At 72.9% G+C, this 16378-nt stretch carries 14 protein-coding genes and 1 pseudogene; 7 read left to right on the plus strand and 8 right to left on the minus strand.

Annotation, left to right across the window (positions count from 1 at the left end; genetic code table 11):
- The first annotated feature begins 365 nt into the window (after nt 1-365).
- From A3Q37_RS02345 to secD, 3 genes are read left to right on the plus strand one after another with little or no spacing between them, the layout of a single operon-like run.
- Entirely contained in the window at nt 366-1082 is a 717-nt protein-coding gene (locus A3Q37_RS02345) for a rod shape-determining protein (RefSeq protein WP_065476883.1), read from the plus strand.
- A 47-nt stretch (nt 1083-1129) separates the two neighbouring features.
- A complete protein-coding gene (locus tag A3Q37_RS02350; RefSeq protein WP_079137638.1) occupies nt 1130-1777 on the plus strand; it encodes a hypothetical protein in 648 nt (215 codons plus the stop codon).
- Between the two features lie 35 nt (nt 1778-1812).
- Nucleotides 1813-4167 (plus strand): protein translocase subunit SecD, encoded by a 2355-nt coding sequence (gene secD / locus A3Q37_RS02355; RefSeq protein ID WP_065476887.1) that lies wholly within the window; start codon nt 1813-1815, stop codon nt 4165-4167.
- A 57-nt stretch (nt 4168-4224) separates the two neighbouring features.
- On the opposite strand, the gene A3Q37_RS02360 is transcribed toward secD, so the two are convergent.
- A complete protein-coding gene (locus tag A3Q37_RS02360) occupies nt 4225-5100 on the minus strand; it encodes a helix-turn-helix domain-containing protein (RefSeq protein WP_065476889.1) in 876 nt (291 codons plus the stop codon).
- A 105-nt stretch (nt 5101-5205) separates the two neighbouring features.
- Here A3Q37_RS02360 and A3Q37_RS02365 point away from each other — a divergent pair, with 105 nt between their 5' ends.
- Nucleotides 5206-5511, plus strand: coding sequence for a 4a-hydroxytetrahydrobiopterin dehydratase (locus A3Q37_RS02365; RefSeq protein WP_065476891.1), 306 nt, complete (start codon nt 5206-5208; stop codon nt 5509-5511).
- Between the two features lie 61 nt (nt 5512-5572).
- On the opposite strand, the gene A3Q37_RS02370 is transcribed toward A3Q37_RS02365, so the two are convergent.
- Both A3Q37_RS02370 and A3Q37_RS02375 read right to left on the minus strand, forming a co-directional pair.
- Complete coding sequence (locus A3Q37_RS02370) at nt 5573-6535, minus strand: LysR family transcriptional regulator (RefSeq protein WP_065476893.1); 963 nt, start codon at nt 6533-6535, stop codon at nt 5573-5575.
- A 117-nt stretch (nt 6536-6652) separates the two neighbouring features.
- Nucleotides 6653-7563: pseudogene (locus tag A3Q37_RS02375) on the minus strand (NmrA family transcriptional regulator).
- A 90-nt stretch (nt 7564-7653) separates the two neighbouring features.
- On the opposite strand from A3Q37_RS02375, the gene A3Q37_RS02380 reads away from it, so the two are divergent.
- Together A3Q37_RS02380 and A3Q37_RS02385 are read left to right on the plus strand one after the other, a co-directional pair.
- Nucleotides 7654-8613, plus strand: coding sequence for an AraC family transcriptional regulator (locus tag A3Q37_RS02380; RefSeq protein ID WP_065476895.1), 960 nt, complete (start codon nt 7654-7656; stop codon nt 8611-8613).
- A gap of 67 nt (nt 8614-8680) precedes the next feature.
- Nucleotides 8681-9565, plus strand: coding sequence for a trans-aconitate 2-methyltransferase (locus A3Q37_RS02385; RefSeq protein ID WP_065476897.1), 885 nt, complete (start codon nt 8681-8683; stop codon nt 9563-9565).
- Nucleotides 9566-9599: 34 nt separating this feature from the next.
- Here A3Q37_RS02385 and A3Q37_RS02390 read toward each other — a convergent pair whose 3' ends face one another.
- The 4 genes from A3Q37_RS02390 to A3Q37_RS02405 form a co-directional block, all read right to left on the minus strand.
- Complete coding sequence (locus tag A3Q37_RS02390) at nt 9600-10067, minus strand: RICIN domain-containing protein (protein ID WP_065476899.1); 468 nt, start codon at nt 10065-10067, stop codon at nt 9600-9602.
- 110 nt (nt 10068-10177) lie between these two features.
- On the minus strand, nt 10178-11014 hold the full coding sequence (locus A3Q37_RS02395; RefSeq protein ID WP_065476901.1) for an aldo/keto reductase: 837 nt from the start codon (nt 11012-11014) through the stop codon (nt 10178-10180).
- Nucleotides 11015-11099: 85 nt separating this feature from the next.
- Nucleotides 11100-12899, minus strand: a complete 1800-nt coding sequence (locus A3Q37_RS02400; RefSeq protein ID WP_065476903.1) for a long-chain fatty acid--CoA ligase — start codon at nt 12897-12899, stop codon at nt 11100-11102.
- A 332-nt stretch (nt 12900-13231) separates the two neighbouring features.
- Complete coding sequence (locus tag A3Q37_RS02405) at nt 13232-14188, minus strand: LysR substrate-binding domain-containing protein (protein WP_065477322.1); 957 nt, start codon at nt 14186-14188, stop codon at nt 13232-13234.
- A gap of 136 nt (nt 14189-14324) precedes the next feature.
- Here A3Q37_RS02405 and A3Q37_RS02410 point away from each other — a divergent pair, with 136 nt between their 5' ends.
- On the plus strand, nt 14325-15380 hold the full coding sequence (locus A3Q37_RS02410) for a bile acid:sodium symporter family protein (protein ID WP_065476905.1): 1056 nt from the start codon (nt 14325-14327) through the stop codon (nt 15378-15380).
- 43 nt (nt 15381-15423) lie between these two features.
- On the opposite strand, the gene fdhD is transcribed toward A3Q37_RS02410, so the two are convergent.
- Nucleotides 15424-16269: a formate dehydrogenase accessory sulfurtransferase FdhD gene (gene fdhD, locus A3Q37_RS02415; RefSeq protein ID WP_065476907.1), complete on the minus strand. Its 846-nt coding sequence runs from the start codon at nt 16267-16269 to the stop codon at nt 15424-15426.
- Between the last annotated feature and the right edge of the window lie 109 nt (nt 16270-16378).

Consider the following 16378-nt stretch of genomic DNA (forward strand, 5'->3'; position numbering starts at 1 on the left):
CCTTCGTCTCCTTGCCGTCCGGCCCCGCCCGGAACGCTGCCGCCCGGAACGTTCCCGCCCCGAGCGTCGCCGTCCTCTCCTCGCCTCATCGTGCTCCTGCTCCGGCCGTCCCGATCACTTCCGCAACCGGCGAGCGGCGAGGGCCGTTTCGCCCGGGGGCGGGCCCATGGGGGAAAGGCCCCGGACCGCTTCGTGACGGAAGCGGTGCCGGGGCGTTCGGGGCGGGGTGTTCCGGAGATTCCCGAGCGGGCCTCCGAACGCGTCACCAGCACCAGGAGCAGAACCAGCACCAGGGGGCATGGAACGGTGCCCCGGCCGCGCGGGGGCTGGCCCTGGATCTCGGCAGTTCCCGCACCCGGGCCTGGGTGCCCGGCCGAGGCCTGCTCCTCGACCCGTTCCCGGGCTCCGGTCCCCACGGGGGCGGCGAGCGACCGGTCCGGCGCGGGCGCATCGTCGACCCCGAGTCCTGCGGCCGGCTGCTCGGCCGGATCGCCGACGCGGCCCTGGGCCCCGACCGCAGCGACAGCGTGATCGTGCTCAGCCATCCCGTGCTCGCCGGCGCCGAACACCGCACCGCCGCGCGCGCCCTGCTCGCCGGGCTCGGGACGACGCGCGTCCTGGTCCTCAGCAGCGCCCGGGCCGCCGCCGCGTACGCGGGACCGAGGGAGACGGGCCCCCTTCTGGTTGTCGACATGGGAGCCGAGCTGACCGAGGTCACGCTCCTCGTGGGCGGGCTGGTCGCCGACGCCCGGCAGGCCGAGAGCGGACTCGACGACCTCGACGGCCTCGATCCGGCGACGCTGCCCACCGTCCTCGGCCGCACGGTGCTCGACATGATCACGTCCATGTGGCGGCACGACCGGCACGGCGCGATCCAGGGAGCCCTTCGCAAGGGACCCGTGCTCGCGGGCGGCGGCGCGCTGCGGTCCGACGTCACCGATCACCTCGCCCGCTGCCTCGGCACCCGGGTGCGCCTGGCCGACGACCCGTCGACGACGGTCGTCCGGGGCGCCGGACAGATCCTCAGCTCCGTGCTCCGCCACCGGCCGACGCCGCCCGAGCGATCCGGCCACCCGAGGTGACGTCGTACCGGGGACAGCCCGGGGCGCACACGCACCGGGTGCGGTGCGTGCTGGCCACGCTGCTCCTCGCCGTCCTCACCCTGGTCGGCGGTGCCGCCACGGCGAACGGGGCGGTGCCCGCCGCCCTGGCCGCCCGGAGCCTCGCGCCCGCCGTCACCACTGCCGCCGCTCCGCCGCCCGCCGCTCCGCCGCCCGCCGCACCGTCGTCGGCCGTTCCGCAGACCCATCGGACCGGGCATCGCGCAGGGCATGACAGCGTCCGTGCGTCCCGGCACGACACCTGCCACGACGGCGTATTCGGCCCCCGAGACCACCACGCCGGGCACGGCATCGCACACGACATCGCACACGACACCGCACACAACGTCCGGCACCTCGTGGCGTGGGCCGGGCACGAGCAGCCCAGGGCGGCGGCCGATCCGGCGCAGGCTCCCCGGGCGGGCACCGGCCGGGCGTACCTGCTCCTCCACGCACCCCCGCCGCCGCACGACGCGCTGACCCCCGCCCCGCCGGGGCCGGCCGAGCCACGCGGCGGCGTCCAGTGTGTCGCCGCGGAATCCTTCGACGCACCCGGTAGCCGCCGGGGCGCGCTTCCCGGTGTCCGGGGGCCTCCGGACAGGACCACCGGTCCCACGACCGGTCATTCGCCGTCCTGTTCCGCCCGTTCTGCCGTTCCGGCGTCGCGTCCTCGCTGAGGTGAGGGCGCCCGGCGCCCCACCGGAGGATTTCCATGACTCGCGCCACCGCGGTGCGAGCGGTGCTGGCTGTCGCCGTGCTGCTCGTCTCCGTCTACATCACCCTGACCATGTCGCCCAGACTCGGCCTCGATCTCCAGGGCGGCACCCGCATCGTGCTCCAGGCCCGGGACACCGCCACCGTCGAGGCGGACCGGGACACCACCGACCGGACCCTGGAGGTGCTGCGGCAGCGGATCGACTCGCTGGGCGTCACCGAACCGACCCTGACCCGTTCCGGCGAGGACCGGATCATCGTCGAACTGCCCGACGTACAGGACCCGCGCCAGGCCGCCGAGGTGATCGGCCGGACGGCTCAACTCACCTTCCACGCGGTCGAGGGCCCGGGGACGGACCAACCGGAGAAGAAGACCCCGGCCCCCGAATCCACCACCGACCCCGCCCCCGACACCGACCCCGACCGTCTGACGCTCCCCGACGAGCAGGGCCGTCCCCTCGCCCTCGGCGAACCCCGGCTCTCCGGCGCGGGCGTCGAGGACGCGAGCGCCGCGTTCGACGCGCAGGGCGGAGCGGGCTGGACCGTGTCGCTGGAGTTCCGCAAGGACGCCGGACAGGACTGGAAGAAGCTGACGGGGGAGGCCGCCTGCCACCCCGCCGGGGACGACCGGCGGAGGGTCGCCATCGTCCTCGACGAGAAGGTCATCTCCTCGCCGCAGGTCGACCCCTCGGTCGGCTGCGGCGCCGGACTGCCGTCCGGTGCCACCCAGATCACCGGATCGTTCAGTGCGGACGAGGCGCGCGATCTGGCACTCCTCATCAAGGGCGGGGCCCTGCCCGTGCCCGTCGAGATCGTCGAGCAGCGGACCGTCGGCCCGACGCTCGGCGCGGCGGCCATCGACGCGAGCGCGCAGGCGGCCCTCATCGGAGCGGCCGCCACCGCGCTCTTCATCACCGTCGTCTACCGCCTCTTCGGTGCGCTGGCCGCCGTGGCGCTGGGCGCGTACGGAGTGATCTCGTACGCCGCGCTCATCGCCCTCGGCGTCACGCTGACCCTTCCCGGCCTCGCCGGGTTCGTCCTCGCGATCGGGATGGCGGTCGACGCGAACGTCCTGGTCTTCGAACGGGCCAGGGAGGAGTGCGCCGACCGGCCGAAACGCTCCCTGCGTTCCGCGCTGACGTCCGGGTTCCAGAAGGCGTGGAGCGCGGTCGCCGACTCCAACGCGACCACGCTGATCGCGGCCGGACTGCTCTTCTTCCTCGGTTCGGGCCCGGTCAAGGGCTTCGGTGTCACGCTCGCCATCGGGGTCGTCGCCTCGATGTTCTCCGCCCTGGTCATCGCCCGCGCGCTCACCGAGATCGCGGCGAACTCCCGCTTCGTCAGCGACTACCGGGGCGTCAACGGCATCGGCCGCCCCGGTGCCGTACGGACGTGGCTGGTCCGCAAGGATCCGAAGCTCTTCCGGAAACCGGTCCGCTGGCTCGTCGTCTCGGCGGTGCTGGTCGTCGTCGCGGTGGCCGGGATCGTGGTGCGCGGAGTGGATCTGGGCGTCGAGTTCACCGGCGGCCGGCTGGTCGAGTACTCCACCAGCCGCCCGGTCGACGTGGAGACGGCCCGGGACCGTATCGCTGCCGCCGGATTCGGGGACGCGGAGGTCACCACGGCGGGCGACGGCGACCTGTCCGTACGCACGGGGAAGCTCGACAACGACGGCGAACACGCCCTGCGCGCCGCGCTCGCCGAGGAGGGCGGCGAGACGACGAAGGTACGGGACGAGCTGATCGGCCCGAGCCTCGGCGACGAACTGCGTCGCAACGCGCTGATCGCCCTGGGCGTCGCGGTGGCCGTGCAGCTGGCCTACCTGGCGGTCCGGTTCCGGTGGACGTTCGCGGTGGCATCCGTCGTGGCGATGGTGCACGACGTGATCCTGGTGGTGGGGGCCTTCGCCTGGCTGGGGCGGCCGGTCGACGGCATCTTCCTGGCCGCCCTGCTCACCGTGATCGGCTATTCGGTCAACGACTCGGTGGTGGTCTTCGACCGGGTACGGGAGCTGTGGGGGGCGAACCGGCGGACCCCGCTGGACACCATCGCCCGCCGGGCCGTCCTACAGACCGTTCCCCGTACGGTGAACACCGGGATGGGCGCCCTGTTCATCCTGGCCGCCCTCGCGGTGCTCGGCGGTGACTCGCTGGCCGACTTCGCGCTCGCCCTGCTCATCGGCATCGTCGTCGGCACCTGGTCCTCGGTGTTCACCGCCGTACCCGGGGCCCTCACCCTGGAGCGGAGCGCCAAGGCCCCGCCGCCGCCCGCACCGGGCAAGGGGAAGGGCACATCGCGCGGGAAGGCCCGCACGGCACGCCGCGATCCGCTCGACAACGGAGCCCGCGTCTGAGAGATCCGAGGGGCCTGAAGGATCCGGGGGGCCTGAGGGGAGCGCGAAGGGGCTGGGTCAGGACGGGACGTGGGCGTGCAGATAGGCGGCGGTTTCCCGGTCCGCCGGGAGGAACGTCTCGATGGCCAGCTCGGCCACCGTCACGTCCATCGGCGTATTGAACGTCGCGATCGACGACACGAACGACAGGACCCGGCCGCCGTGTTCGAGCAGCATCGGCAGCGCGAACGCGGCGGCCCGGTCCCGCTCCCGGCCCGCACGGTCCGGCCCCTCGGCGACCCGGCCCGCGCCGGCCGCGCCACCCGTTCCGTCCGTGGCGCGGGGCGTGCCGTCCGCCCGGGCCGGGGCCGGATACGCGGCCACCTCGTCGTACAGCTCGCGCAGGGCCGGTGAGCGTACGAGGGCGATCTGACGGTCCATCTGCGCCAGCAGATCCGCCCGCCACTCGGGGAGGTTCACAATGCGCGGGGCGAGGCCCTCCGGGTGGAGGGTGAGCCGCATGGCGTTCAGCGGCGGGGTCAGCAGCTTCTCCGGTACGCCCTCCAGTAGCAGCGCCACCCCGCGGTTGGCCGCCACCACCCCGTAGGTGCCGTCGACCACGAGCGCCGGATACGGCTCGTACGCCGCGAGCAGGCGCTCCAGGCTCTCGCGCAGGGAGGCCAGCGCGGGGTCGTCGAGGGGCGTCTGCGGGTAGCGGGGCGCGTAACCGGCGATCACGAGAAGGGCGTTGCGTTCCCGGACCGGGATGTCCAGCTGTTCGGTCAGCCGCAGGACCATGTCCTCGCTGGGCCGGGAGCGGCCCGTCTCGATGAACGAGATGTGGCGGGCCGAGGAGTCCGCGCGCAGGGCCAGTTCCAGCTGGCTGATGCGCCGCTGCTCCCGCCAGTCCCGCAGCAGTGGCCCCACTCCCGTGTCGGGCAAGACAGTCGTCATGCCCAGACCGTAACGTCACCGGCGGGCCGGGGACGGTGCCGGTACGGGCCGCCCGGCCCGCCGTGACGCATACGCCGACCCACCGAGACCCACGGGAGCCGTCCCATGAGCGCCGAACCGCTGTCGCCGTCCGAGACCGAAAGCCGGCTGGAGAGCCTGCCCGGCTGGGCGCTGGAAGGGGACCGGATCACCCGGACCTTCCGGCTGCCCTCCCACTTCGCCGCCGCCGCGCTGACGGTCCACATCGCGCGGATCCAGGACGAGCTGAACCACCACTCCGATCTGACGCTCGGCTACAACACGGTGGCCCTCGCCGTCCACACGCACTCCGCGGGCGGCGCGATCACCGAGAAGGACCTCGCGCTCGCCGCCCGGGTGGCCGCCGCCGCCCCGGCCCACGGTGCCGAATAGCCACCGGTAGGGGAGCCGAACAGCCGGCAGCGAGAGGAACGGCCCACCCGCCCTTCCCCGCTCAGGCCACCGTGCCGAACCGCGGGTGCTCGCCGAGCCACCGCGCGTAGCTCGGGGAGCGCGACACCGCCTCCGCGTACGCCTCGCGGGTCGCCCCCGCCACCGTCTCCGCCGCCGCGTCGGCGGCGGGGGAGTGCGGATGCCAGCCCACCAGATGACGCCAGCTGAGCGGGGCGCCGGCCAGCGGTCTCGTCACCACGCCGGGCGTCGGCGGGAACGTCGCCCGGCACAGCCCGATCGCCCGCCCCACCTGCACCAGATGGACGACGGACGAGGTGTCCGTCTCGTACACCGACACCGGGGTGAAGCCCGACCGCGCGCAGGCCGTGGTGAAACAGTCGGCGAAACAGCCGTCGCCCGGCACATCCGCCCAGCACTCGTCCGCGAGCGCGGCCAGATCCAGTTCCGCTTCGGCGGCCAGGGGGTGGCCGTCCGGCAGCATCACGAAGACCGGGTCCACCCCGACGACCTCCCAGACGAGCCGGTCCGCCAGCGGCGGCGCGCTCTCGCCGCACGTCCCGATCAGCGCGAAGTCCAGCCGCCCGTCGATCACCAGCGAGGCGATCTCGTCCACCGACCACGAGGTGTACGTCGACACCGCCGCCGACGGGTGCGCGGCCGCCATCCGGTCCACCAGACCGCCGAGCAGCGGACCGTGTGTACCGCCCAGCCGGAACCGGTCCAGCGCCTCCCGCGCATTGGCGAACCGCACGGCCTCGGCCTGGAGTTCACTGACCGCGGGCAGCACCACCCGGGCCCGCTCCAGCACCAGTTCGCCGAGCGGCGTGGCACGGGCTCCGGTGTGGTCACGCTCGAACAGAGCGCCCCCGAGGGCCTTCTCGATCCGCCGCAGCTGAGCGCTGAGAGCCGGCTGGGCAAGCCCCAGCGTGGCGGCGGCCTTGGTGAGGCTGCCCGTGTCGGCTATCGCACGGACCGTTCGCAGATGGCGCAACTCCAGCTCCATAAGGGCAAGTTATGGCCCCTGAAGCACCCCGGCAATATGTGTGCTCCGCCTACCGTTCGGTCGGTGTACACGGGCCGTACGCCGCCGGGCCGAGCCGGTCGGTCGCGGCGTTCCGCTTCAGCCGTGCCAGGCCCCGTCCCGGGCGGCCTCGCGGGCGAAGTCGGAGAAATCTTTCGGCTCCCGCCCCAGCACCCGCTTCACGTCGTCCGTCGTCGCCGCGTTGTGCCCGTCCAGCAGCGTGGCGAACAGCTCGGCCAGGAATCCGGCCTCCGCCTCGGACACCCCGAACTCCTCCAGCAGCGAGGCGTACACGGGCCCGGTCACCGGCGTGTACCGCACCGGCCGGCCCGCCGCCCGGCCCAGTTCCTCCGCGGCCTGCTCGAAGGTCAGGGCACGCGGGCCCGTCAGCTCGTACACCGCCCCCGCGTGCCCGTCGCCGGTCAGCGCGGCCACCACCACGTCGGCCAGGTCGTCGAGGTCCAGGAACGGTTCCGCCGTCGTGCCCGCGGGGAAGACCAGCTCGCCGCCGATCACCCCGTCCAGCAGCGCGCCCTCGCTGAAGTTCTGCGCGAAGAACGCCGACCGGACGACCGTGACCTCCACTGTTCCGGCGGCCCCGCGCAGCGCCTCCTCGGCGACGGCCGCCTGCGGCTCGCCGCGCCCCGACAGCAGCACCACCCTGCGCACCCCGCACGCCGCCGCGGTCCGCCCGAACACGGCCATCGCCTCCGCCGCCCGGGGCACCGCCAGGTCCGGGTAGTACGCCACATAGGCGGCCTCCGTGCCGCGCAACGCCGCCTCCCACCCCGTGTCGTCCTGCCAGTCGAACGGCACCTCGCCCGTGCGTGAACCCGACGGACCGGCACACGGAGGGCGGCCAGCCGCTCCACCACCCGGCGGCCCGTCTTGCCCGTGCCGCTCGTCACCAGAACTTTTCCCGTCATCCGTCCCACGCCCCGTTCGCCTTCACCGCTGTTGCCGTTGTTGCTGCTGTCGTCGTTCCGTCGTGTGTACGCGTTCTCCGTCATGGCTCCAGACTCCCGGGGCCGCGCCCGCCGGAACATGTTCGAAAGACTCAGCCACCTACTCCTGCGTCCACACGTCTACGCTGGCGGGCCATGGACGCTCTCGCCGGACTTCTGGACGGACCACGGGCCCGGGGCGCGTTTCTGCTCCGCATGGTGATGGAGCCGCCCTGGGCGGTACGGATCGAGGACCGGGCGCCGATCTGCCTCATGTCGGTCCGGCGCGGCGCGGTCTGCGTCCTCCCGTCCGACGGAGGCGAACCGGTCCGGCTCGGCCCCGGGGACATCGCGGTGGTCCGCGGCCCCGATCCGTACACCGTCGCCGACGCGCCCGGGACGACACCCCACGCGCTCATCGGACCCGGCGGTGTCTGCACCACCCTGCACGGCCGCCCGCTCGCGCAGGACATGGTGCTGAACGTACGGACCTGGGGGAACGCGGCCGACGGCGGTACGGCCGTCCTCGTCGGCACCTACCTGCTGGACGGGGAGATCAGCCGCCGGCTGCTGGACGCCCTGCCCCCGCTCCTCACGGTCCCCGCCGACGCGCGCACCCGGCCGCTGCTCGACCTGCTCGACGCGGAGATCTCCCAGGACGAGCCGGGCCAGCGCGTCGTCCTGGACCGGCTGCTGGACCTGCTGCTCATCGCGGTGCTCCGCGCCTGGTTCGCCCGGCCCGGGGCCGACGCCCCCGCCTGGTACCGCGCGCTGGGCGATCCGGTCGTGGGCACCGCGCTGCGGCTGCTCCAGGACGACCCGGCACACCCCTGGACCGTCGCCTCGCTCGCCGCCCGCGCCGGGGTGTCCCGGGCCGGTCTGGCCCGCCGGTTCACCGAACTGGTCGGGGAGCCGCCGATGGCGTACCTCACCGGCTGGCGGCTCGCCGTCGCGGCCGACCTGCTGCGCGAGAGCGACGCCACGGTGGAGGCCGTGGCCCGGAAGACCGGCTACAGCACGCCCTTCGCCTTCAGCGCCGCGTTCAAGAGGGTGAGGGGAGTGAGCCCGCAGGAGTACCGCGCCGGCACGCCGGGCACCCCTCTCGACACGCCGTAGGATGCCTCGATTTGCCGGATCGGCAAGGAACCTTGCCGCGCGACCGGCCCGTGAGGAAGCTGGCCCCATGAGCAGCCACGCCGGTCACGGCCACCACGACACGCACTCCGCCGACATCGACTGGGACGTCCTGGGCCCCCTGCTGGAGCAGGAGGCCGAACTCAACGGTACGCAGTACGAGGAGGCCGCCCGCTGGATCGCCGCCCTGCCGACCGCCCCCGAGGTCCGCCGGGTCCTCGACATCGGGAGCGGCCCCGGGGTCGTCTCCTGCCTGCTGGCCCAGGTCTTTCCGGAGGCCGAGGTGGTGGCCGTGGACGCCACGCCCGCTCTCCTGGAACGCGCGAGGAACCGGGCGCGCCGCCTCGGCGTGATCGACCGCTTCCGGACATTTGAAGCCGAACTCCCTTCGGACTTCGACCGGTTGGGCGAGGCCGATCTGATCTGGGCGGGCAACTCCCTGCACCATCTGGGCGATCAGCGCGCCGCGCTGGCGGGCTTCGCCGGGCTCCTGCGGGCCGGCGGAACGGTCGCGCTCGTCGAGGGCGGCCTGCCCGCCCGGCGGCTGCCCCGCGACATCGGTATCGGAGAGCCCGGTCTGGAGGCCCGGATGACCGCGGCCGCCGCCACCCGCTTCGAGCGCATGCGGTCCGAACTCCCGGGCGCCAAGCGGGAGATCGAGGACTGGGCCGCGCTCTTCACCGCCGTCGGCCTCGTCCCGCAGGGCGCCCGCAGCTTCCTCCTCGACCTGCCCGCCCCCGTCTCCCGTCCGGTCCGTGACCACATCATCGCGAGCATCACCCGCGAGCGCGAGGTGCTCGGCGACCTGCTGACGGCCGAGGACAGCGCCGTACTGGACCGGCTGCTGGACCCCGAGGACCCGGAAGGCCTGCACCACCGCCCGGACGTCCACCTGCTCGCCGCCCGCACGGTGCATCTGGGCCGTCGCGGCTGAGCGGGCGACCTCGCCGCGAACTCCTCTGCCGGACCTACGCCACCGGCTCCAACTGCCACCACTGGAAGGGGGAGTCGGTGTCCTCCCACTGCTGGACCGTGCCCCCGGCCTCGGTGGAACCGTCCGCGACCTCCATGACCAGCCCGCTGATGAAACTCACCAGCGTCACCGTCCCGGGCGCCTCCGGATGCTGCTCGATCAGCCACTCCTGGGCGCCGAAGTTGTTGGCCTTCCACTGCTGGATCCGGGTGCCGTTCGACGTGTCGGCGTTCGCCACGTCCAGCCGCTTCCCGCTGTGCTCGTTGACCAGGTGGAAGAGGGCCGCGCCCTCGTGCACCGGGGACAGCCGCCACACCTGCGCGGCCGTCCCGTCGTCCTCGCCCTGCTGGACCCGGGCCCCGCTGCCCTTCGCCGCGCCGTACACCTCCAGCACCAGCTGGCTGCCGACGTTGCGCAGACGGTACGGGCCCGCCTCGACGACGGGCGCGAGTTCGCCGCTCATGTTCCCAGTCTCCCCGATGGATGTGTGCTGCGGGCTGCCGCCGGTCCAGGTGCCGACGACGGCGCCCCCACCGCGAGCACGGTGGGGGCGCCGTCGTCGGCCGGGCGCGCTCAGGCGCCGACGTTGAACTCCGCCGGGTCCGGGCCGAGGCGCTTGCCCTCGTCCAGGGCCGCGAAGGCGGCGAGGTCGTCGGCGTCCAGCTCGAAGCCGAACACGTCCAGGTTCTCCTTGATCCGCGACGGGGTCACGGACTTCGGGATCACGATGTTGCCGGTCTGAAGATGCCAGCGCAGCACCACCTGGGCGGGGGTGCGGCCGTGCTTCTGGGAGACGGCGACGACCGTCGGCACCTCCAGCAGGCCCTTGCCCTGGCCCAGCGGCGACCAGGCCTCGGTGGCGATGGAGTGCTCGGCGTGGAAGGCGCGGGCCTCGGCCTGCTGGAGCTGCGGGTGCAGCTCGATCTGGTTGACGGCCGGGACCACGGAGGTCTCGGCGAGCAGCCGCTTCAGGTGCTCGGGGTGGAAGTTCGACACGCCGATGGCCTTCGCGCGGCCGTCGGCGAGGATCTTCTCGAACGCCTTGTACGTGTCGGTGTACGCGTCCTTCGCCGGGACCGGCCAGTGGATCAGGTACAGGTCGACGTAGTCCAGGCCGAGCTTGTCGAGCGAGGCGTCGAAGGCGCGCAGCGTGCTGTCGTGGCCCTGCTCGCTGTTCCACAGCTTCGTGGTGACGAAGAGCTCGTCGCGCGCGACGCCCGAGGCGGCGATGGCCTTGCCGGTGCCCGTCTCGTTCTCGTAGATCGCGGCGGTGTCGATGCTCCGGTACCCGGTCTCGATGGCCGTGGCGACCGCCTTCTCCGCCTCGTCGTCCGGCACCTGCCAGACACCGAAACCGAGCTGCGGCATGTCGAGGCCGTTGTTGAGGGTGATGGAGGGGACCTGGCTCACGAGCGGTCGATCCTAACGTCGTCGGTTGATAACTCCCCACGACAACGACCGGGCGGGTCCAGGCATTCCCGTCGTCGTCGGCCGGTCAGTGGTAGAGCGCGTCGACCTCGACCGCGTACGCCGCCTCGATCGCCTTCCGCTTCAGCTTCAGCGAGGGCGTCAGCAGCCCCAGGTCCTCGGTGAAGGGGTGGGCCAGGATCCGGAACGTACGGATGGACTCGGCCTGGGACACGGCCGTGTTGGCGGCCACCACCGCCCGCCGGACCTCCATCTCCAGGTCCGGGTCCCGCACCAGCTCGGCCGGGCCGAGCGGGGCGCGGCCCTGCATCGACAGCCAGTGGTCCACGGACTCCTGGTCCACGGTGACGAGCGCCGCGATGTACGGGCGGTCGTTGCCGACGACGATGCACTGCGCCACCAGCGGATGCGCCCGTACGCGCTCCTCCAGACCGGCCGGGGAGACGCTCTTGCCGCCGGACGTCACCAGGATCTCCTTCTTCCGTCCGGTGATCGTCAGATAGCCGTCCTCGTCCAGCGAACCGAGATCCCCGGTCGCCAGCCAGCCGTCCTCCAACACCGCCCGGGTGGCCTCGGGGTTGCCCAGATAGCCGGAGAACACGTTCGGGCCGTGCACCCACACCTCGCCGTCGTCCGCGATGTGCACCGACGTCCCCGGGATCGGCTGCCCGACCGTCCCGTACCGCGTGCGCTCGGGCGGATTCGCCGTCGCCGCTGCGGTCGACTCGGTCAGCCCGTACCCCTCGAAGACCGTTACCCCGGCGCCCGCGAAGAACAGCCCGAGCCGGCGGTCCATGCCGGAGCCGCCCGACATCGCGTGCCGCACCCGGCCGCCCATCGCGTCGCGGACCTTCTTGTACACGACCTTGTCGAAGAACTGGTGCTGCATCCGCAGCCCGGCCGACGGGCCGGGACCGTCCCCGAACGCCTTCAGCTCCATCGCCTCGGCGTACTTCACCGCGATGTCGACGGCCTTGTCGAACGGCCCGGCCCTGCCCTCCGTCTCGGCCTTGCGCCGGGCCCCGTTGAACACCTTCTCGAAGATGTAGGGCACCGCCAGGATGAACGTCGGCCGGAACGTCATCAGGTCCGGCATCAGCGCGTTCGCGGACAGCTCCGGCTGGTGGCCGAGTTTGACCCGGCCGCGGATCGCGGCGATCTCCACCATCCGCCCGAAGACATGGGCCAGCGGCAGGAAGAGGAGCGTGGCCGCCTCGTCGCCCGGCTTGGAGTGGAACACCGGCTCCCAGCGGCCGACCATCGTGTCGCTCTCGAACATGAAGCTCGCGTGGGTGATCACACACCCCTTGGGGCGGCCCGTCGTCCCCGAGGTGTAGATGACGGTCGCCACGGAGTCCGGCGTCACCGCGCGCCGGTGCCGCTGCACCACCTCGTCGTCGATGCCCACCCCCGCCCCGAGCAGCTCGTCCACCGCTCCGGCGTCCAGCTGCCACAGCCGCTTCAGATGCGGCAGCCGGTCGATCACCGAGCCGACCGTCATGGCATGGTCCTCGTGCTCGACCATCACCGCCACCACCTCGGCGTCGTGCAGCATCCACAGGACCTGCTCGGCGGAGGAAGTCGGGTAGACCGGCACCGACTGGGCCCCGACGCTCCAGAGCGCGAAGTCGAAGAGCGTCCACTCGTACCGCGTACGGGACATGAGCGCGACCCGGTCGCCGAACCGCACCCCGTGGGCGATCAGCCCCTTCGCCAGGGCCAGCACCTGATCGCGGAACTCCCCGGAGGTCACATCGCGCCACTGGCCCCCGGCGTCCTTGCGGCCGAGCGCGACGCGGTGCGGATCATCCTCCGCGTGGTCGAAGACCACATCGGCCAGACCGCCGACCTGAGGCGGCGCCGCCATGGGTGGGACAGTGAATTCGCGCAATGACATGCTCCTCGTGGCGCTCCGCACAGCGCCGCGACGCTACCCCAAGCGGGGGCCCGGCGGGAGGGGCCCGGAACCTCCGCACACCAGGACGACCCCCCAGGTCAACCGTCGAAATCCGGCCAGATGGGCAAGGCTCGGGCGTGCGGGGGTCCAGTTCTGCCCGAGGGGTAAGCGGCTCGCGCCGGAATCTCCACCGAATCCGACCGCCGCGAGCACTGGGGCCGGTGGGGCCGGTGCGGCTTGTGCCGGTCCGGAGAGCGGCTGTCGGCCGCGCCACGGCAGTCACCCGTGTCCCCTTGGAGCTGCTACGGCCCTTCCGCGCCGCCCGTGCTACCCGTGCCGCCCGTTCCGCGGTGCAGTCGGTCGCCGCCCGCCAGGATCGCCGAGGCCAGGGCGTCCGCCGCTTCCTGGGCCGCGCCCCGCCGGTTCCCGTGCAGCAGCACGAAGTCGACCCCGCCGAGCTCCGGCAGCCCCGCCCTGGCCGGAACCGGCACGAGACCCGGCGGGATCATCCCCCGGGAGTGCGCCATCACCCCCAGGCCCGCCCGCGCCGCCGCGACCAGGCCGCTCAGGCTCGTACTCGTACAGGCGATCCGCCAAGGCCGCCCGTGCTCCTCCAGTACCTCCAGGGCGCGGGCCCGGGTGATGGCCGGTGGCGGAAAGACGACCAGCGGTACGGGGCGCTCCGGATCGAGGCGCAGCTGCGGCGCGCCGATCCAGTCCAGCGCGTCCTGCCACATCAGTTCGCCGTGGGTGTCCCCGGTACGCCGCTTGGCCAGCACCAGATCCAGCCGGCCCGCCGCGAGCTGCCGGTGCAGCGTCCCGGACAGCTCGACGGTGAGCTGGAGCTCGACCTCCGGATGGTCGCGGCGGAAGGACTCCAGGATCTCGGGGAGCCGGGTCAGCACGAAGTCCTCGGAGGCCCCGAACCGCAGCCGCCCGCGCAGCCGGGTGCCCGCGAAGAACGCCGCGGCCCGCTCGTGGGCGGACAGGATCGACCGGGCGAAGCCGAGCATCGCCTCGCCGTCGTCCGTCAGATCGACGCGATGCGTGTCCCGGGCGAACAGCTGCCGCCCGGCCGCCTCCTCCAGCCGCCGTACATGCTGGCTGACCGTGGACTGGCGGATCCCGAGCCGGCGCGCGGCCTGCGTGAAGCTCAGCGTCTGCGCGACGGCGAGGAAGGTACGCAGCTGGGCGGGGTCGTACGTGGAGTCCGCACGGTGCACGTTCACCCGGTCCGCACTCTCGCCGCCCGCGTTCATCCGCTCCACGTCCATACCGTGCACGTTATCGGGATCCGTGATGACAGTCAGAGCGGTGTACGGGATTCCCGATGGTGCCGTACGGGAGCAGGATGGACCCCGAAACGGATCCCCGACCGCCGGAGCGCCCCCGCACATGTCCCGCCGTATCCCGCGCCTGCCGTCCTGGCTGCCGTTCGACGCCTACCTCCTGGCGCTGGCCGCCACCGTGGCCCTCGCGGCGCTGCTGCCCGCCCGCGGTACGGCGGCCGAGGTGGCGGGCGGGGCCTCCACCTCGGCCGTCGCCCTGCTGTTCTTTCTCTACGGGGCGCGGCTCTCCACGGCCGAGGCGCTCGACGGGCTCAAGCACTGGCGCCTCCATCTCACCGTCCTGGCCTGCACCTTCGTCGTCTTCCCGCTGCTGGGGCTGGCGAGCGGCGGACTCGTTCCGTATGTGCTGACGCCCGAGCTCCAGGCGGGCTTCCTCTTCCTGTGCCTGGTCCCTTCCACGATCCAGTCCTCCATCGCCTTCACCTCGATCGCCCGGGGCAACGTGCCCGCCGCGATCTGCGCCGGATCGTTCTCCAGCCTCGCCGGGATCCTGGTGACCCCGCTGCTCGCCGCCCTGCTCCTCGGGTCCACCGGGGGCGGGTTCTCCGCGGACTCCCTGCTGAAGATCGTGTTCCAGCTGCTCGTCCCGTTCCTCGCCGGACAGCTCCTGCGCCGCTGGGTCGGCGGCTTCCTCACCCGGCACAAGAAGGTGCTCGGCCTCGTCGACCGGGGTTCGATCCTGCTCGTCGTCTACACCGCGTTCAGCGAGGGGATGGTCGCCGGCGTCTGGCACCAGGTCACCCCCGCCCGCCTCGGCGCGCTGCTCGCCGCCGAAGCGGTCCTGCTGGCGCTGATGCTCACCCTGAGCTGGTACGGGGCACGACGGCTCGGGTTCGGCCGGGCGGACCGGATCGCCATCCAGTTCGCCGGATCGAAGAAGAGCCTGGCCGCCGGGCTGCCGATGGCGAGCGTGATCTTCGGGGCGCACGCGAGCCTCGCCGTGCTGCCGCTGATGCTGTTCCACCAGATGCAGCTGATGGTCTGCGCCGTGATCGCCAAGCGCCGCGCGCGCGACGCCGAGGAGCCGCCGCTCCCGGACGATCGGGCGGGGGCCGTCGCCTCCGGCCCCCTGTCAGACCCAGCCGTTACGGTGGGCCGGTAGCCGGTGGACCCATAGTGAGTGGGGGGCGTACGCGCCCCCCCACTCAGCCCTGCGAGGCCGCCTCCAGCGCGATCCGGTGCTCACCGGCGTACACGTTCATCGACGGTCCGCGCAGGAAGCCGACCAGCGTCAGCCCGCTCTCCGCCGCCAGGTCCACCGCCAGCGACGACGGCGCCGAGACCGCCGCGAGCACCGGGATCCCCGCCATCACGGCCTTCTGCGCCAGCTCGAACGAGGCCCGCCCCGATACCAGCAGCACCGCCCGCGACAGCGGCAGCCGCCCGTCCGTCAGCGCCCGGCCCACCAGCTTGTCGACCGCGTTGTGCCGGCCGACGTCCTCCCGTACGTCCAGCAGCTCGCCCTCCTCCGAGAACAGGGCGGCGGCGTGCAGGCCCCCCGTCCGGTCGAAGACCCGCTGCGAGGCCCGCAGCCGGTCCGGGAGGGCGGACAGCAGCTCGGGCGTGATCCGCACCGGGGGAGCGTCGGCCACCGGGTGCCGGGTCGTGGTGCGCACCGCGTCCAGGCTGGCCTTGCCGCACAGGCCGCACGAAGAGGTCGTGTAGACGTTGCGCTCCAGCGTGATGTCGGGGACCGGGACCCCGGGTGCGAGCTTCACGTCCACCACGTTGTAGGTGTTCACGCCGTCCGCCGTCGCCCCGGCGCAGTAGACGATCGACTGGACCTCGTCCCCCTCGGCGATCACCCCCTCGCTGACCAGGAAGCCCGCGGCCAGCGCGAAGTCGTCCCCCGGCGTCCGCATGGTGATGGCCAGCGGCCGGCCGTTCAGCCGGATCTCCAGGGGCTCCTCCGCCACCAGGGTGTCCGGACGGGAGGAGACGGCACCGTCCCGGATGCGGAGGGTGCGGCGGCGTTCGGTGACCCGTCCCATAGAGCTGAACCCGATTCTGTCCGTGTGCGGCTGATCGTTGTGAGGCTGTTCGTCGTCGGCTGTTCGTTTCTCCGGGTCATTCTCCGGCACGCCCACCGGCGTGTCGCAG

This window comes from Streptomyces sp. PTY087I2 (genome assembly GCF_001687325.1).
Taxonomy (GTDB): Bacteria; Actinomycetota; Actinomycetes; order Streptomycetales; family Streptomycetaceae; genus Streptomyces.